Genomic DNA, 16567 nt, shown 5'->3' on the forward strand with positions numbered 1-16567 from the left:
ATGACCAATAAAGACACCGACCGCCACCCTTCTGGCGATTTCAAACTTTCCTTCGAGTTCTTCCCGCCGAAAAGCCCAGACATGGATGTGCAGCTTTGGGAAACGGTGGAAGAGCTTTCCCGCTGGAACCCGGATTTCGTTTCCGTCACCTACGGCGCTGGCGGCACCACCAAGGCGCCGACGCTGGAAGCGGTGCGCCGGATGATTTCGGTCGCCGGTCTTGCCACCGCATCTCACCTGACCTGCGTGGATGCCAGCAAGCGTGAAGTTCATGAGGTCGTAGACGAGTTCCGTGAGATCGGCGTGACGCATTTCGTGGCACTTCGCGGCGATCCCTCCACGGGCATCGGCACGGCTTACAAGCCGCATCCTGAAGGCTATGAGAACGCCGCAGCCCTTGTGCGTGGTCTGCGAGAGCGTGGCGATTTCGAAATCTCCGTATCAGCCTATCCTGAAAAGCACCCGGAGAGCGAAAGCGACGCGGTGGATATCGAAATGCTGAAGCTGAAGGCGGATGCTGGCGCAACCCGCGCCCTGACGCAGTTCTTCTTCGATAATGATGTGTTCGAGCGCTACATGGAGCGCGTGACAAAAGCTGGTATCAAAATACCGGTCGTGCCGGGCATCATGCCGATCCAGAACCTCACGCAGCTGAAGCGCTTTGCGGGCCGCTGCGGCACCACCATTCCGTCGTTTCTGGATGATCGCTTCGCCGGTTATGACGACAATCCGGCAGAGCGTGCCAAGGTCGCCGCCGATGTGGCGGCGGAGCAGATTTTCGACCTGCAGCGCCGCGGCGTTAACGAATTTCATCTCTACACGATGAACCGCGCGCCTCTGGTCAATGCGGTTCTGGAGAATGTCGGCTTTCGCCCGGCGCGGAAATCCGCAGCGTAAAGCCAACACCAATCTTCAAAATGAAAAAAGCGCAGGTACCAAAACCTGCGCTTTTTTAATGGCTTATGTGGATCAACTTAGCGGTATGCGTCCTAAACCCCAACGTCCGCGTTAGATGAAAAGCATCACCCCGACGAACGCAAACGCCACACCGACTGCTAAGGCATTAAGAGAATTTGTAAGTCCCATGCTCTGCCTCCTTTTCGTTGACATCAACCATTATGACCGTTTTGTGTCTTTTGAAAAGCGGTTTTTATGATGCGCTGCACACCGATTAGGCTCAATCTGGATGAAATTGCGGCACCAATCCTTTGAAAAACAACTTATATTACAGGGTGAAAAAATCGTTATTCGGACCGTAAAAAAAGTAAATGGCCGGGCGTTTGCCCGGCCATTTCAGCGTGTTTATTTGGATGCGTAACGATCAAAGCTTGTCGAGCAGCTCGCGTGTCGGCCAGCCATCGGCGGGCAGGCCAAGGCGCTGCTGTTCTCGCTGAACGGCGATGCGCGTGCCGGAGCCGAGAATGCCATCGATCTTACCGACATCATGCGTCTTGGCGTCCAGCTTGGTCTGCAATTCCTTCATCGCCGCATCGTCCAGGCCCGGATCTGGGTTGCCCTTGTTATAGACCGGCGCACCCATCAGCCGTGTCGCGAAGTAGGCGGCAGACGTGGTGTAGATGAAGGATTGGTTCCATTCCAGATAGATGTTGAAGTTCGGATAGGTCAGGAAGGTCGGTCCCTTGCGACCCTGCGGCATGATGAGTGCGGCGGGGAGGTTGGCAAACTTCTTGTCGCCATCGCGCGGGGTGACGCCGAGGTTGAACCATTCGCCCGCCGTCAGTGTGCCGCCGAGGCCGGATTTTTCCCAAGGCAGGTTCTCAGGCACCGAGACTTCTTGAATCCAGGGTTCGCCCTTCTTGAAGCCGAGATGCTGGATGAACTTGGCAGCCGTCAGGATCGCGTCAGGGGAACTACCCTTGACGTTGATGTGGCCGTCATTATCGCCATCGACGCCGAATGCGATGATGTCCTTGGGCAGCATCTGCACCTGACCGATTTCACCGGCCCATGCGCCGGTGTTGGTGGCCGGATCGAGATCGCCATGCTGCACCATTTCCGTAAGCGCAATCAGCTGCGGGCGGAAAAGCTCTGGGCGGCGGCAGTCATGCGACAGCGTTACCAGCGCGTTGCGCGTATTGAAATCGCCCTGAACGGCGCCGAAATCGGTTTCCATGGCCCAGAATGCGGCGATGACGCCGGCGGGGACGCCGAACTCGTCTTCGGCGCGCTTGAAGGTGGAAGCGTATTCCTGAAGCTTCTTGCGGCCCATATCCAGGCGGCCCTGGCTGACGGTGCGCTGGGAAAATTCGAGGAAGGTCTGGCGGAACACGCCCTGAGCGCGGTCACGCGACAGCACCTTCTGGTCGATCTGCGCGCCAGCCAGCGCCTTGTCCACGGCCTCTGCGGGCACGCCCTTGGAGATGGCCTCGTCCTTCACGCCCTTCAAAAATGCCGAGAGATCGCCGCCGCAGGCAACCTGCTTCGGATCATCCGGCGAAACGGTTGGGGTGACGGCAAGCGCAGAGCCGCAAGACAGTGTGAAGAGCGTGGCAGCAAGCGCGAGGCTGCGTTGCGAAAAGCTGAGCATCGGAATTCCTCAATGTGCGATTTGCCCCATTCGTTTCCCTAGCCTTTGTGGCGGAAGCGTGGGCGAGATCGTGGAAAGACGTTTCGCAAGGGTTTGGTTTCCCGACCTTTGCGATTATTTCGCTGCACATCTGCCTTTCTCAGCGGAAAAAGCAAGCCTTCTTCTTCAGCTACGCGCCTGAGAGGCCGCGGCAACCCATGTGCGCCAGTTTTTCTCGCTACCCGCAAACACATTGATGTCGGTCGGTGTGCTGATGCCGGGGATGACGCCGGTGCCGGTATATTGCCAGAAGGCCCATTGGCGGTCCGCGTAAATCTGCGATGGATGCGCTGCGACAGAGCGGACCCAGAAATGGTAGTTCTTGAACTGACCGACCAGATTATCGCGATGGAAATCGACGCTGGTATAGATGATCGGGCGCTTGCCGTAATAGTTCTCGATGCGGGTAAGGAAGCGCTGGATTTCGGCGCGGACCACTTCGGGCGACGGGCGCGTCTTGCAGGTGGGGGAGGCGGGGTTCCATTCCACATCCAGCACCGGCGGCAGCTTCATCGATTCCTTCGGCACGTTGCGAATGAACCAGTCTGCCTGCGCATCCGCCGGGGCGCAGAAGTAATAGAAGTGGTAGGGCGCATGCGGAACGCCTGCGGCGGCGGCACCACGCCAGTAATCATCGAAGCGGGAATCGACACGGTCGGTGCCTTCGGTTGCCTTGATGAAGGCGAAGGACACGCCGGACTCGCGTACCGTAGCCCACTCGATATCGCCATTCCACTTGGATACGTCGATGCCGTGCACCTCGTGGCGGTGAGGTGATTTCGAGCCGAAATCCTGCGGATCGTTATCCTTGAATTTCGGCCTTGCGACGGAGGCTGTTTCGAGGAAATCGTAACTGGTGGAGGTGCAGCCGCTGACGATGAGCAGGGTGGTGAGAAGAGCCGGAATGAGCCGCCGCATGATGTTCCCAGTCGATAAATGATGTCCCGCCGACGATCTTGCGCGCGAAACGCGGCGCATATCGTTAACTCCCATTTACCATAACAGGGTAAACAAGCGGTTATTGCAAGGGCTTCTTCATTTGCTCCCACCTGACTTGACGAGGCAAGAGGTTGTCGGGATTGCTTCAGGCCCCCTGCAACGTCAGAACCGCACGCCATGCATAGCCACGCGCAATCGGTTCGAATTCCAGGCTTGCATTGTGGCTTCCAGCCAGCGTTTCCAGAACGTAACGCATGTTTGCGCGCGGCGTGACGTGGAACTTCGTCAGCCATGCCTGAAGCATGTTGCGGAACCAGACCGGCAGATTCTCCTGCTGGCCGAAATCCACGATGTGCAGCGAGCCGCCCGGCGCAAGCGAGAGGAGGGCGCGTTCGATGGCTTTTTCCCACTCCGGGATCATCGAGACCGCATAGGAGATCATGATGCGATCGAAGCCTTCGCTGCGGCCGAATTCGCTGAGCTTGAAGGTTGTCGCATCTGATACGCGCAGCGTGGGGCGTTCACGCTTGCCAGTAAAATTCTCGCTGGCAGTGGTCAGCATTTCGGCGGAGATATCGAGACCATAGAGTCTGGCGGAAGGAAAGTGGCGCGCTGCGAGCAGCAGATTGCGACCTGTGCCGCAGCCCACTTCCAAAAGGCTTCCGCCTTGCGGCACGTCAAGCTTCTCGATGGTCCGGTCCCGCCCGAGCAGGTAGTATTTGCGGGTGATATCGTAAATGTGTCGCTGGTGGCGATACATCTTGTCCATCAGGCCAGCGTGATGGGCATCGTTGAGGCTGACGCTGTCTCCGATGATCTTCATGCCAGAGCCCTCTGATAGATGTGGAAGCCGCCGTAAATAGCCGAGCGGTCCTGTGCGTTCAGCTCCCGCGAACGTTCTTCGAGGTAGGACCACTGCGCCCCGATATCCGGCGAGAGGCGCCCTTCGATGACGCTTTTTTCCGCAGCCGTGCGGAAGATGACGCGGGCTTCCGGGACCGCAGTGCGGGTGATCTGCGCCCATAATTCGTTGAGCTGGGTATCGGTCATCCAGTCCTGCGCGTCGAGCAACACGTAGCGATCCACCGAGGATGCGGCTTTGGAGGCGAGAAGCTCCGTGAACGTGGCGTGATGAACGGCGACGCGGGCGGCGTTCTGGCGGATTGCGGGATAGTAATCCGTCTTCAGGTAATCGGGCAGGGCGCCCTCATGGTCATCCGGATACCGCCGCGCAAAGGCCTGCCATGCAAAGTAGTTTTCCTTCAGCGGAAAATCGCAGGCGAGTTTTTCGAGCCGCTGGCGCAGAACCGGAGCGATTGTGTTGCCGTCCGAGAGGCTCGCAAGCTCGTCATACTGCTTGGGCGGAATGCCAAGGCCGAAGAGCGAGCTTTTGCGTTTGGTCAGCCAGCGGATCATCGGCTTGTCGAAGAGGGGGGCGACCTTCTCATCGAAAAAGCGGCGCTGATCTTCGATGGAGCGTGCCTGCGCCATGTCCTGGAGTTTTACGCCGTGCAGACGGGCCAGCACATGGCCTGCGCCAATGAAGCGACCAAGCAGGCCGGTGCGATAAATATTACGGTTGAACACAGAGATGCGACGACGGCCCGTCATGCTGCGCTTCGACCAGTAAGCGCGCGTCTGCTCATCGAGGTGCGGCGCGATGAAGCGGTCATAGCCATCGGCATTGGAGCGCACATTCGCGCGTCCGAACTGGCGCACGACATCGCCATGGTTCGGCAGATGGCGAAAAGCGGCAAGTTTCAGCTTGTTCAGCGCGATGTGGTGGGGATTGAGATCGACCACATCGATGCTTTTCGGATTGCGCGAAAGGTATGCCAGTACGTTGCAGCCGCCGGAGCCGATGGTGACGATGCTATGGCCTTCCCGCAGCTCCATGGCCTGCATGTCGACATCGGGATCTTCCCAGATTTGCGGATAAACGAGGCCGGAAAACAGCACGCCAAACAGCCGCTCGGACAGCCCGCTGGTGGACAATGCCTTGTGCTGGAGAAGAGCGTCCTTGAGCTTGGCGTTCTTGCTGAAGCCGGTCTTGGGTGCGGCACTCGTCATATGATTCCACCTCTCGTTCGGGTGACAGGCGTTTAGCGCCGGGACGCAACAGTTTGATGACGGGGGTGTGATAAGGGTTGCTGTGTCGTGCCGTAGTCTTGACGTTGCCACACCCACCACCCTCATGCTGAGGTGCCCCGCAGGGGCCTCGAAGCATCCGACCACAAGCTCGAGTATGCGGCCCGCAACCCTCGCCCTTCGAGGCTCCGGCTTCGCCTGCGCACCTCAGGATGAGGGTAGCTAATGTCGTCGCTATCAAATATCCCGGCCAGCTTCATTCCAAGCTTCGCCGTTCACGCGGCAGCACCTGCCCGTGGCTTGATCTTCTCATTCTTGTCCATTGCCCCTTCAGGCCATGGCATTCCGGACGGGGCACTGAAAGCTGCCTCGTTTGGTAGTTTAGTATATGGCACCTCTCAGCGCCCCGTTCAGCGGTTTATGCTCGTGAACTCGGCCATTCTGCAGTGGTAGAAAACATGGTGTTCGTCTGACGCCTTAGTCTCGTCCCCGCCGGTTAGCCGGTCAGGGCGAAGCGCCGCCGGTGCTTCGTGTGGCTTGCCGCCGGACGTGAAGCACCGAAACCATGCCTTCCACCACCTTGCATGCTGCGCAAGCAAACCCGGCGCACTGACTGGGACTGGAGCAAACGAACGGTCCGACGTTCACATGCTCCTCCCTTGTCGCCGGAGGTGGCCATTCTCACGAACCCCGATTGAGAGACTTTGCGTCGTCTTCTCCCAACCAGCGCCGACCCCGCCTCGCCGCAACGCCTTGCGGTGTATCCGCGACGGGATGGGGGGAGTGTACGGGTGGTTTTGGGGGTGGGGAAAAATGTTGGGGGGATTATTTTTTGGTTTTTTAGAAAAATTCGTGGTGCTGGGGTTGGGGCGGGTCACTATGTGGGCGTGCTGATGCAGCCGTAATTCGGCAACAAGGCTAAGGCACCCACTGCCGTCATCCTCGGGCTTGACCCGAGGATCCACGTACTTCAACGAAATCAAGTGGTTGTGGATCCTCGGGTCAGGCCCGAGGATGACGGAGGGTGGGTTGTGCGTTGGTGGGGCAAAGGTTACCCCTCACCAAGAAAACCTAGGACTTCGCTTTGCGAAGTCGAGGTTTTCTATCCTCTCCCACAGGGGGAGAGGAAAATGTGCCGCACCGTTTCGCTGTTTCTCAAGCTTTCTTGAGAGTAGGAACGGTGCCTCGGGTTACCACTACCCTTGTGGGAGAGGAAGAAAAATCATGATCTTAGCTTTAGCTAAGTCATAGATTTTTCAGGTGAGGGGTTCCGCTCCGAAGTCAATTAGACTCTCGCACCCAGGCTCAAGGCGGAGGGAGTGCCGTTACTGGCGCAGGACGTGGAGCATGCCTTTGCGTTTGGCGTCGTAGTAGTAGCCGCGGGCGTAGAGGCGGACGGCGCCGTCGCGGTCGTTTTCGGCGACTTTCCAGGCGCCGCTGAGGTATTTGACCGCGTATTTGAGGTTTGTTTCGGCGTCGAAGAGGCCGTTGGCCGGGCCGTTGAAGCCCATGGAGCGGGCGGTGGCGTGCTTGATCTGCATGAGGCCGAAGTGGCCGCCATTATAGGCTGCCGGATTATAGCGGCTTTCGCGCATGACCACGCGGTGCACCAGATCTTCCGGTACATGATACATGGTCGCGTATTTGGAGATGAGGCCGCTGAGTTTTTCGCGACCGACAGGCTGCGGACCCTCTGGTGCGGTCGTCAGGCCCTCGCGGGTGCTGATGGCGGCGAGTGCTGCGTTTTGTGGCGCCGATGCATAGGCGAGCATGGTGCCTTCCGGTTTGCGCAGAGGCACGATGGTCTGTTCACGCACCATTTCTTCCGTCAACTGCACTGGCGCCGAGGAAGGCGTACCGGGTGGTGGCGGCGCTGGCGGGAAGCTGCCCTTGACGGCAACGACCTGCGGCAAGGATGCGGTGCCCGATGTGTTGGCGGCAGCGTGAAGGCCAGCGGCGCTGGTTGTCGTCATCGCGGTTGCGGCAACCGGTGTTGCGCCGAGCGATGCATCGGTGGTGACGGAAGCGATCTGTTGGGTTTCGGGCTGCTGCGTCTGCGCGGAAATGGCTGCTGCGGCGGCGATTTCTGCTGCCGGGGGCAAAGCCACGCGACCGCCCTTGACGGCTGCGGCAGAGGGAAGAGGCGTTACGGCGGCGTTGGAAGCAACTTCGACCGGAGCGCCGGTTGGGCCGGCTGCGGGAGTTGCTGCTGTCGCTGCGACCGCCTGCTGTGTCTGCGGCTGGGCGGATGCCTCTGGCGTGCCGGGAGCGGCCTGAGGTGTTGCGGCGGCTGCCGCTATTTTTGGGGAATGAATCTCGGTTTTGTCTGCGACTTCAACGCTGGTGCATCCTGCCAATGCCAGCGCAAGGCCCATGGTGGACGACAAAAGTAACGCCGATTTTCGGCGCAAATTGTCAGAAGTTGTCATGCTGCCGCCTCTAATATGCCTGTCCGTCGACGCCCCCGTTTCAAACGAAGCAGGCAGTCCCATCGCTGCGATCATTAACCTATCGTAGGGATTCCGGCAAGACGGGAAGGGCGCGTTGTTGATCAGGCCGCAATGCGGCGGTATCCGGCGGTGACGGCGCGGCCCGCAATGAAGTGGGTTCCGCGCGGATTTCTGACCTTTTTGGTGAGCGAAGACCGGCGCACAAGCGCGATTGTGAAACGTGCGAAAGATGCCTGAAGTGTGAGGCAAATCAAAGCTATGGCCAGAACGATAGCCTGCATTTGCGCCAGCATCTCCACCACATCGCGCGTGCCATTGAGGAATTGCAGCAGGAAGGCGACGAAGAAGCCGAAATAGCGCAGGCGCAGAGCGGCCAGAAGAAAGCAATCGGCGAAGATCGCACCGTAGGTTTTGGCGCGCAGATTATCGTTATCTGCATTCGCCTCGCGTGCGGCGGGAGTGGCGATGGTCCACAGGCTGAACAGCATCAACCAGCCGATGCCAGCCCACTGGATGACATCCAGAAAGGAGTCCGGAATGAGGTCTGCGGCTATCGCAATCAGGGAGGCTGCCGTGAGGGTGGTAACGGTGCCAAGCGTGGCGCCGGTGACGGAGGCTATCATGGTGCGTTTTCCGCGCACGGCGGAATAGCTCGCGACCTTGAAGGCGATTGGCGAGGGGAGCGCAAAAAGAACAGCACAGGCTGCGCAGAAAACCAGCCAGACTTGTGCGGACATCTACTTTCCTCCTTGCCCTCCCTGACATCACAAAGCGTGCGGAGGATGAATAGACCTCGCCGCCCTGTCGTTATCATATCACAGACTACAGCATCGGCCCCGAAACCGAAACGGGATTCTGAGCCGATGGATGCATCAAATTTTCTTAAGTGTGTTTAGGCCACAGTTGCCGGGAGGATGTCAGGCCGCCTTGTAAGGCTGGCCGATGTGATCCATCACTTCGCCGAACCACTTGGCCGAGATATCGAAATGCTTGCCGCCCTTGATGCGCGGGAATTCGATGGTGCGCAGCTTGCTGTTCTGATCCTCATCATGACCGGTGACGCCGGAGACCTTGTTCAATGCGCTTTCGACGGCAAGATCCACCATGCCCTGGATGAGACGCAGGTCCTCGCCATTTGCCGCAGCGGAGCGGGCATAATAGCCGGACTTCTGAACCATGGTGCGTTCCGCGCCGATGAGGCTTGCGAACTGCTTCTGGAACCAGCCGCCGACATTGATCGTGTCGATCTTGACGTGGCCGAAGGCATCGCGCTTGACCGTGTCGCCCGCCGCTTCGCGCTCGGCCACGATGGAATCGAGGCCTGCACCTTCCGATACGAAAAGCGTGACGAAGCCGGTCTTTTCCATGATCTTCTTCAGGCGCTCGGCTTCGGCCTGAATATCGAAAGCCATTTCCGGCAGGTAGAGACCGTCGATGCTCTTGAGCTGCTCGCCCATCAGCAGGCCTTCGACATATTCATTACCCTTGGTCTTCTGGATGTAGGCGCGCGCCGTGGCCGCCGTCAGCCAGCCACAGTGGCGGCCCATGACTTCGTGAATGACGAAGGTTTTGGGTGCTGCGCTCTGCTCGTTGCTGACATTATCGAAGAAGTTGGCGCCGACTTCGGCCGCCGTCCATGCGCCGAGCGACTGCTTGATCGGAACCACGTCGTTATCGACCGTCTTCGGCAGGCCGACGACGGTGAGATTATAGCCGTTGGCGCCGAGATAGGCGGCGAGATCCGCTGCCGTCGTGTTGGTGTCATCGCCGCCGATGGTGTGGAGGATCGTGACGCCATCCTTGGCGAGACGCTCTGCTGCGACCTGCAGCGGGTTCTCGCCTTCCTTCACCAGCCCGCGCTTGACGCAGTCTGCGGCATTGGTGAGCTTGACGCGGCTGTTGCCGATGGGCGAGCCGCCATAGCGGTGCAGGAGCGGAGCTTTTTCGCGCATCTGCTGGGTGATCTGGACGCTATCGCCCAAAAGCACGCCCTGATAGCCGGAGCGATAGGCCACGATGTCGATATCAGGCGCGATGTCGGTGTAGCGCTCGATCAATCCGCCAACCGCGGAAGAGAGGCAGGGCGCAAGACCGCCTGCGGTCAACATTGCGACTTTCTGTTTGGCCATCGGGGCACTCCTTTGTCGGTTTCAATGCGTGATAGGCCAAATGGATGCGACAGCGAATGTGGCATGTAAAGTGAATTTCTCAAGAAAAACGGGTATTTCGCGGTATTTTCGAATATCGGTGAACTGACGCTCGAATATAATCGTTTCAATGATGAGAAGCGAAAGAGGCGCGAAAGTGAGCCTGTGGAAAACCTGTTTCGGCTGCATTTCTGGTGCTGCCGCAACCAGCGGAAGATGAATAAAACTTAATGATCTGCGACCTTTATGTATATTGCATTCGTCAAACGGAGCCGTCATGCTTAGAGACATGATGTTCGATTTTGCCTGTTTGCAACTTTCATCTTTGTGGGAACGGCTGCTCGGCGCAATCGGCGATGCGGCAGGCAACGTCCTGAGCCGTGTTATCGAGGCGGTTCGGACCGTGTTCGAAGGCGACCCGGAAACGCGTCGCAAGGTTTCCTTTTCTGTCGCAATCATCGCGCTTTCGGCCAAGATGGCGAAGGCGGATGGCGTGGTGAATGACGCCGAAGTGCGCGCTTTCCGCCAGATATTCGATTTTCCCGAGGAAGAAGCGAAGAACGTCGCAAGGCTGTATAATCTCGCGCGTCAGGATGTGGCAGGTTACGAAGCTTATGCCGAGCGGCTTGCGGGCCTGTGTGGCACGGGCCGTGAAAACTGCGAGATGCTGGAAAGCGTGGTCGATGGTCTGTTCCATATCGCCAAGGCGGATGGGCTGATCCATGAGCGCGAACTGGCCTTCCTCGGTCGCATCGCGGAAATTTTCCGCATTACCGAAGATCATTTCGAGACGATCATGGCGCGGCATGTGCACATGGAAGGGCGCGACCCTTATCGTGTGCTCGGCGTTTCGCCATCTGACGATTTCTCCGATATTCGCAAGCGTTACCGGCTGCTGGTGGCGGAACATCACCCCGACAAGCTGATTGCGCGTGGCGTGCCGATGGAATTGCATGCGGCGGCAAATGAGCGTATGGCGGCTCTCAACGCCGCCTATGCGGCAATCGAGAAAGAACGCCGCGTCGCATGAGTGACTTCCAGCCGGATTATGCCGGTGCTATCGTCCAGCCTTCGCCCAACCACGGTGAGCGGGTGGAGGTGACGGCACCCGATGCCATCATTCTTCATTATACCGGCATGGGCAGTGCCGACAGCGCGCTGTCTTGGCTGTGCAATCCCGAAAGCCAGGTTTCCAGCCATTACTTCGTTTTCGAAGACGGGCGCGTCATCCAGATGGTGTCGGAAAGCCGCCGTGCGTGGCATGCGGGCAAGAGCTTCTGGGCAGGCGCGACCGATCTGAACTCCCGCTCCATCGGTATCGAGATTGCCAACGGCGGGCACCCTGCCGGGCTGCCGGAGTTTCCTGAACCCCAGATTAACGCGGTCATCGAATTATGTCGCGATTGCGGCGCGCGGTGGTCCATCGCGCCTGAGCGCGTGCTGGGGCACTCCGATATCGCGCCGGTTCGCAAGGTCGATCCCGGTGAGAAATTCCCGTGGGACATCCTGTCGCAGCAGGGCATCGGGCACTGGGTTGCGCCAGCAGCGATCGGCGGCGGTCGCTTCTTCCAGCGCGGCGATAGCGGCCAGCCTGTGGAGGCGCTGCAATCCATGCTGTCGCTCTATGGTTACGGCGTTGAAATTTCGGGCAGTTATTGCGACAGGACCGAAGGTGCGGTGGCAGCGTTTCAGCGTCACTTCCGCCCCGTTCTGGTGGATGGCATCGCGGATTTCTCGACCATCGACACCCTGCATCGGCTTATTTCATCGCTGCCGAAATTTCGGTCCGCATAAACGCGTTTTGCGCAAAATCGTTCCGCTAAAAAGCATCGCGGAGCGCGTTTTTCCCGATCTGCCACAGTAAATCCTTATTGGGCCACTTTAACAGCCTCATCGAACTGCGGCTGGCTCGATATTGCGTGTGTAGCCGTCAATAACAATGATGAAGACTTCGACGGATCGTTCGATTGGACTTTCCGGATGGATGCGCCTTGCATCCGCTCTACTGACAGACTTCATGCCTGGAGACTCTTAACTCTGATGAGAAGCGTAATTGTTGCTGTCTCGGTCTGCATATCCATGCTGGCCGCGCAGACTGGACTTGTTTTTGCCAAGGATGACGTGAAGACCAAAACCGTGACCCTGCAGACCTATTTCCGTAAGCCGGGTTATCCCATCCCTGAACGAACACTTCCAACGACGCTGAAGAACGATTACTCCGATCTCATCGTTAAATATGCCAAGCGTTACGGCGTGCCGGTGAACCTCGCCCACGCGGTGGTTTCGGTGGAGAGCAAGGGCAACCCCAAGGCTCGCGGCAGTGCCGGGGAAGTGGGGCTGATGCAGATCAAGCCCGCAACCGCGCGCATGATGGGCTATCGCGGCACGACCAAGGCTCTCTACGATCCCGAAACCAATATACGCTGGGGCATGCAGTACCTGGCAACCGCGCACCAGCTGGGCGGCGGCGAAGTGTGCGGCACCATTCTGCGTTACAATGCAGGCCACGGTGCCACGCGCATGAACCCGGTCTCGAAGCGTTACTGCGGCAAGGTGCAGGCGCTTTTGCAGGGTTGATGGACATCAACGCGGCGGGGGCTTCTTTCGGCGTATCGGGTTTGCTACTGGATGGGTAGCAAAAGGAAATGCTGTTATGCCGGACTTCAAATACATCGTGATCGGGGCTGGAATGATGGGGGCCGCTGCGGCGCGCCATCTTTCCGCGCAGACGGATGGCGTGGCACTGATCGGCCCTGCCGAGCCTGCGGACCGGAAAGCCCACCGCGGCGTTTTCTCCAGCCATTACGATGAAGCCCGCATCACACGCGGTTTCGACGGCGACCCGGTTTGGGCCGAGCTGGCGAAGCGTTCTATTGGCCGTTATGCCGAAATCGAAGAGAAGAGCGGCATCCGCTTTTACCACGAGGTGGGCTGCCTTTTCGTCGGCAATGGCGAGGGTCTGGGTGGCGACTATGTGGCGGGCGCAATGGGTAGTCGGGACGCGCTCGGGTTCTCTATCGAAACTTATGGGCCTGCTCCGCTTGCATCGCGCTTTCCGATGTTCTCGCTACCGCAGGATCATCAGGGCTGGTTCGAGCCGCGCAATGCTGGCTATGTTAACCCGCGTGCGCTGGTGAAGGCGCAGATTGCGATTGCCGAAAAACAAGGCGCGAGGATCATCCGTGAGACTGTCGCAAAGGTATCGGATACCGGGTCCGGCGTCGCGGTGGCGACCTCCGAGGGCCAGCGCTATACGGCGGAAAAGATCATCGTTGCGGCGGGCGGTTTTACCAACATGGCCGATATCGTGCCTTCCAAGGTGGACATGGCCGCAACGGGGCGTACCATCGCTTTCTTCGAACTGGACGAGGCAAAGCAGCAGGCTTTCGCCGACATGCCATCGACAATCGTGCTGGCCGAAAACGCCGACGACATCGTCTATATTCTTCCTCCGGTTCGTTATCCTGACGGAAAAGTCTATCTGAAGATCGGTGGGGAGAGCGAGAAGGGCAGGCTTGAGACGCTGGGTGAAGCAGTTGAATGGTTTCACTCGGATGGAACGCCAAGCGAAGTCGATTTCCTTATCCGTCGTGCGACGGAGCTTATGCCCGAGCTTTCCGGCTGCCCCGTCACGTCCGGTTCCTGCGTGGCTTCCATCACCCGCACCGGCTACCCCTATATCGGCTACACCCAATCCTCCAACATCGCCGTACTGACCGGCGGCAATTTCGTCTCAGCGAAGTCTTCGGACGAGATTGGACGGCTAGGAGCGGTGCTTTTGCTTGAGGGGCAATTGGGGGAACAGGATTTCGCGCGGGAGATGGCGCCGGTTTTTGTTTGATGAATTCTTGAAATGGCAAAACTTGCTGTACGTAGATCGAAGTGTTATATAAAAGTTCTACATTTTCGAGGTGAAGCTCATGCCGAAAGTTCAGTCAGCCAGAGAAGAGTTTTCAACGACTTCCAAGCTTAAAAAGGCGGGTGGATCTTTGGTGCTGACGGTTCCAGCGGCTGCACGCAACATGCTTGGCCTTACCGAAGGTCAAGAGATGATCGTGTCTGTCAAGGGAAAGCAGGTCATTGCCGAAGCAGTTTCTGCTCGCCCCAAAACCATCAAGGTCCGCAAGCCGAAATATACGCTCGATGAATTGCTTGAGGGCTATGACGCAAATTCCCCGCGCTCGCCTGAAGAAGATGAATGGATCAATGCGCCTTCAGCGGGAAATGAAACTTGGTAAGGCCGAATATTCCGTCGCCCGGTGAAGTCTGGTGGCTCGATATGCAGCCCTCTGCCGGGAAAGAGCAGCGCGGACGACATGCCGGGCTGATATTGTCGGCGTTCAAGTTCAATATGGCGACAGGTTTTGCATTCATCGCACCGATTACGACGACAGGCACTGCGTCACGAGCGAATGGTTTCGCGGTTCAGTTGAGCGGTGCAGGGACGAGCGTGACTGGCGTCATTCAAATAGATCAGGTTAAGTCCCTGGACTGGCGCAACCGTAATGCCCAGAAGTCCGCCGATAAAGTTTCAGATGACATCATGGAAGAGGTGCTGGAGCGCTTTGCGCCAATATTCGGTCTCGTTTTTGCTTTGCCGGATCAAGAGTAATTGTCCGATAAAGGCGTGGGTGGCGCTCGCATGAATTCCCTCTGACATCGATTCAGGAACCGGCTACAAATGGCTGAAACAGAATCTGAAAATTGGTGAGAGCGGGCATGGCAGCGCAGTTCAAATATATCGTCGTCGGCGCGGGTATGATGGGGGCGGCGGCAGCGCGGCATCTTTCGTTGGGGGTGGATGGCGTGGCGTTGATCGGGCCGAAGGAGCCTGAGAATATTGCGCGGCATGAAGGTGTTTTTGCCAGCCATTACGATGCGGCGCGGATTACGCGCACGATAGATGGGAACGCGGATTGGGCGCTTCTCGCCAATCGTTCTATTGTTCGTTACGAGGAAATTGCCCGCGAGAGCGGTGTGGATTTTTACGGGGAGGTGGGCTGCCTGATCGTCGGCAAGGCGCGGGGTACTGGCTTTCCCTATATCGAGAATGTTTGTGCGGCGGCAGGGAAACTTGGTGTCGAAACCGAGATGCTTGGTGATGCGGCGCTCGTCGAACGCTTCCCGTATTTTGCGTTTGAAAGCGGTTGCGAAGGCGTATTCGAGCGGAGCAACGCTGGTTACGTCGATCCACGCGCACTGGTGCGGGCGCAGATTATCGCTGCCGAGAAGCGCGGCGTGACGCGGTTCGATGATATTGCGGTTTCGGTGCGTGACGAGGGCGGCGTGGCGACGGTTATGACGGAATCGGGCCAGTGCTACACGGCGGAAAAGGTGCTGGTTGCCGCTGGAGGATTTTCCATTGCGGAAGGGCTGCTGCCGCAAAGGCTTTCGATGAATGTCTATGGTCGAACGATTGCCCTGTTCGAAATTCCCGAAGCGGAATTGCCTCAATATGCGGACATGCCGTCGCTGATCTACGAGCCAACCGATCCGAAGAAGCATATCTATCTGCTGCCTCCGGTACGTTATCCAGATGGCAAGACCTATCTCAAGATCGGTGGTGAGCCGGTCAATGTTCCGCTGCGGACGGATGCGGAGATGCGGGCATGGTTCCGCGCAGGAGGAAGGGCGCAGGTTCGCGACGATTTCTCCGACATCATCGCCTCGCTGATACCGACCATAGACCGAGCGCGCATCTCGATGGCCGCGTGTGTCGTGTCCTACACGCCGAGCGGTTTTCCGGCGATTGGATATAGCGGGTCTGAGCGGATTGCTGTCTTGACGGGCGGCTGTGGAACCGCGGCGAAGAGTTCGGACGAGATCGGGCGGCTGGGTGCGGTGCTGTTGACCGCGGGACATGTCGGCGGGCAGGGGTATGAGGCGGATTTTTCGCCTGTTTTTGATGCTTAGATTTTTCAGGCTAGATTAGACCCTATCTCATTCTAAGGAGGCTGTAATGCCTGTTAGATTTTCGTCAAAGCGCCCGCTTTCGGATGCGGAGGAGGCGGAAGTGCAGCGTATGATCACTTCCGATCCGGATGCGCCTGAAGCGACGGATGAGGAGCTCGCGTATGCAAAGCCTTTTCGCGATGCATTTCCTGATCTTGCGAAAAGTATCGACCAGGAGATCACCCGCCGAGGCAGGCCGAAAGCTGAAAACACGAAGACGCCGGTGACGATAAGGCTCGATCCGGATTTGGTGGAGCACTACAAGGCAATGGGCAAGGGCTGGCAATCGCGCATCAATGACGATTTGAGAAAAACGGCGGGCCTTTGATTATCGGTGCATTGCCGTTTGATGCGTTTTAACGGGCGGACGCAGCATGGAGACGTGCAGGGAGTTTTCGCCGCCG

General features: G+C 58.2%; 16 protein-coding genes. 9 read left to right on the plus strand and 7 right to left on the minus strand.

Annotated features, from left to right (window positions below; all coding sequences use genetic code 11):
* On the plus strand, window positions 1–897 hold the full coding sequence (gene metF, locus CFBP5473_RS05395) for a methylenetetrahydrofolate reductase [NAD(P)H] (protein ID WP_027674355.1): 897 nt from the start codon (window positions 1–3) through the stop codon (window positions 895–897).
* A gap of 424 nt (window positions 898–1321) precedes the next feature.
* Here metF and CFBP5473_RS05400 read toward each other — a convergent pair whose 3' ends face one another.
* The 7 genes from CFBP5473_RS05400 to CFBP5473_RS05430 all read right to left on the minus strand — a co-directional run bounded on the left by CFBP5473_RS05400 (window position 1322) and on the right by CFBP5473_RS05430 (window position 10193).
* Window positions 1322–2548, minus strand: coding sequence for a lytic murein transglycosylase (locus CFBP5473_RS05400; protein WP_027674356.1), 1227 nt, complete (start codon window positions 2546–2548; stop codon window positions 1322–1324).
* A gap of 165 nt (window positions 2549–2713) precedes the next feature.
* Entirely contained in the window at window positions 2714–3505 is a 792-nt protein-coding gene (locus tag CFBP5473_RS05405; protein ID WP_027674357.1) for a glycoside hydrolase family 25 protein, read from the minus strand.
* 166 nt (window positions 3506–3671) lie between these two features.
* Window positions 3672–4349 carry a class I SAM-dependent methyltransferase gene (locus CFBP5473_RS05410; protein ID WP_027674358.1) on the minus strand — a complete coding sequence of 226 codons (678 nt, stop codon included), beginning with the start codon at window positions 4347–4349 and terminating at the stop codon, window positions 3672–3674.
* The gene (locus CFBP5473_RS05415; protein ID WP_027674359.1) at window positions 4346–5596 is read right to left on the minus strand and encodes a BtaA family protein; all 1251 of its coding nucleotides are present in this window, start codon (window positions 5594–5596) and stop codon (window positions 4346–4348) included. Before CFBP5473_RS05415 ends, CFBP5473_RS05410 begins: the two co-directional genes overlap by 4 nt.
* A 1343-nt stretch (window positions 5597–6939) precedes the next feature.
* Window positions 6940–8043: a lytic transglycosylase domain-containing protein gene (locus CFBP5473_RS05420; protein WP_027674360.1), complete on the minus strand. Its 1104-nt coding sequence runs from the start codon at window positions 8041–8043 to the stop codon at window positions 6940–6942.
* Window positions 8044–8165: 122 nt separating this feature from the next.
* On the minus strand, window positions 8166–8801 hold the full coding sequence (locus CFBP5473_RS05425) for a LysE family translocator (RefSeq protein WP_027674361.1): 636 nt from the start codon (window positions 8799–8801) through the stop codon (window positions 8166–8168).
* Window positions 8802–8981: 180 nt separating this feature from the next.
* Window positions 8982–10193 (minus strand): pyrophosphate--fructose-6-phosphate 1-phosphotransferase, encoded by a 1212-nt coding sequence (locus CFBP5473_RS05430; RefSeq protein ID WP_027674362.1) that lies wholly within the window; start codon window positions 10191–10193, stop codon window positions 8982–8984.
* A gap of 307 nt (window positions 10194–10500) precedes the next feature.
* Here CFBP5473_RS05430 and CFBP5473_RS05435 point away from each other — a divergent pair, with 307 nt between their 5' ends.
* From CFBP5473_RS05435 to CFBP5473_RS05470, 8 genes are all read left to right on the plus strand, one after another.
* Window positions 10501–11241: a J domain-containing protein gene (locus CFBP5473_RS05435; RefSeq protein ID WP_027674364.1), complete on the plus strand. Its 741-nt coding sequence runs from the start codon at window positions 10501–10503 to the stop codon at window positions 11239–11241.
* On the plus strand, window positions 11238–12005 hold the full coding sequence (locus tag CFBP5473_RS05440; protein WP_027674365.1) for an N-acetylmuramoyl-L-alanine amidase: 768 nt from the start codon (window positions 11238–11240) through the stop codon (window positions 12003–12005). Before CFBP5473_RS05435 ends, CFBP5473_RS05440 begins: the two co-directional genes overlap by 4 nt.
* 246 nt (window positions 12006–12251) lie before the next feature.
* Complete coding sequence (locus CFBP5473_RS05445) at window positions 12252–12788, plus strand: lytic transglycosylase domain-containing protein (protein WP_027674366.1); 537 nt, start codon at window positions 12252–12254, stop codon at window positions 12786–12788.
* A gap of 76 nt (window positions 12789–12864) precedes the next feature.
* The gene (locus tag CFBP5473_RS05450; RefSeq protein ID WP_027674367.1) at window positions 12865–14052 is read left to right on the plus strand and encodes an NAD(P)/FAD-dependent oxidoreductase; all 1188 of its coding nucleotides are present in this window, start codon (window positions 12865–12867) and stop codon (window positions 14050–14052) included.
* Between the two features lie 79 nt (window positions 14053–14131).
* On the plus strand, window positions 14132–14449 hold the full coding sequence (locus CFBP5473_RS05455) for an AbrB/MazE/SpoVT family DNA-binding domain-containing protein (protein ID WP_051441198.1): 318 nt from the start codon (window positions 14132–14134) through the stop codon (window positions 14447–14449).
* Window positions 14450–14490: 41 nt separating this feature from the next.
* The gene (locus CFBP5473_RS05460; RefSeq protein ID WP_037170797.1) at window positions 14491–14823 is read left to right on the plus strand and encodes a type II toxin-antitoxin system PemK/MazF family toxin; all 333 of its coding nucleotides are present in this window, start codon (window positions 14491–14493) and stop codon (window positions 14821–14823) included.
* A gap of 107 nt (window positions 14824–14930) precedes the next feature.
* Window positions 14931–16124, plus strand: coding sequence for an NAD(P)/FAD-dependent oxidoreductase (locus CFBP5473_RS05465; protein WP_027674368.1), 1194 nt, complete (start codon window positions 14931–14933; stop codon window positions 16122–16124).
* A 46-nt stretch (window positions 16125–16170) separates the two neighbouring features.
* A complete protein-coding gene (locus tag CFBP5473_RS05470; RefSeq protein ID WP_027674369.1) occupies window positions 16171–16491 on the plus strand; it encodes a BrnA antitoxin family protein in 321 nt (106 codons plus the stop codon).
* Window positions 16492–16567 lie beyond the last annotated feature (76 nt).

Source organism: Agrobacterium larrymoorei, assembly GCF_005145045.1.
Classification (GTDB): Bacteria; Pseudomonadota; Alphaproteobacteria; order Rhizobiales; family Rhizobiaceae; genus Agrobacterium; species Agrobacterium larrymoorei.

Coding starts and splice junctions, on each gene's coding strand:
- metF (WP_027674355.1), top strand. CDS start 1: ATGACCAATAAAGACACCGACCGCCACCCTTCTGGCGATTTCAAACTT.
- CFBP5473_RS05400 (WP_027674356.1), bottom strand. CDS start 2,548: ATGCTCAGCTTTTCGCAACGCAGCCTCGCGCTTGCTGCCACGCTCTTC.
- CFBP5473_RS05405 (WP_027674357.1), bottom strand. CDS start 3,505: ATGCGGCGGCTCATTCCGGCTCTTCTCACCACCCTGCTCATCGTCAGC.
- CFBP5473_RS05410 (WP_027674358.1), bottom strand. CDS start 4,349: ATGAAGATCATCGGAGACAGCGTCAGCCTCAACGATGCCCATCACGCT.
- CFBP5473_RS05415 (WP_027674359.1), bottom strand. CDS start 5,596: ATGACGAGTGCCGCACCCAAGACCGGCTTCAGCAAGAACGCCAAGCTC.
- CFBP5473_RS05420 (WP_027674360.1), bottom strand. CDS start 8,043: ATGACAACTTCTGACAATTTGCGCCGAAAATCGGCGTTACTTTTGTCG.
- CFBP5473_RS05425 (WP_027674361.1), bottom strand. CDS start 8,801: ATGTCCGCACAAGTCTGGCTGGTTTTCTGCGCAGCCTGTGCTGTTCTT.
- CFBP5473_RS05430 (WP_027674362.1), bottom strand. CDS start 10,193: ATGGCCAAACAGAAAGTCGCAATGTTGACCGCAGGCGGTCTTGCGCCC.
- CFBP5473_RS05435 (WP_027674364.1), top strand. CDS start 10,501: ATGATGTTCGATTTTGCCTGTTTGCAACTTTCATCTTTGTGGGAACGG.
- CFBP5473_RS05440 (WP_027674365.1), top strand. CDS start 11,238: ATGAGTGACTTCCAGCCGGATTATGCCGGTGCTATCGTCCAGCCTTCG.
- CFBP5473_RS05445 (WP_027674366.1), top strand. CDS start 12,252: ATGAGAAGCGTAATTGTTGCTGTCTCGGTCTGCATATCCATGCTGGCC.
- CFBP5473_RS05450 (WP_027674367.1), top strand. CDS start 12,865: ATGCCGGACTTCAAATACATCGTGATCGGGGCTGGAATGATGGGGGCC.
- CFBP5473_RS05455 (WP_051441198.1), top strand. CDS start 14,132: ATGCCGAAAGTTCAGTCAGCCAGAGAAGAGTTTTCAACGACTTCCAAG.
- CFBP5473_RS05460 (WP_037170797.1), top strand. CDS start 14,491: ATGCAGCCCTCTGCCGGGAAAGAGCAGCGCGGACGACATGCCGGGCTG.
- CFBP5473_RS05465 (WP_027674368.1), top strand. CDS start 14,931: ATGGCAGCGCAGTTCAAATATATCGTCGTCGGCGCGGGTATGATGGGG.
- CFBP5473_RS05470 (WP_027674369.1), top strand. CDS start 16,171: ATGCCTGTTAGATTTTCGTCAAAGCGCCCGCTTTCGGATGCGGAGGAG.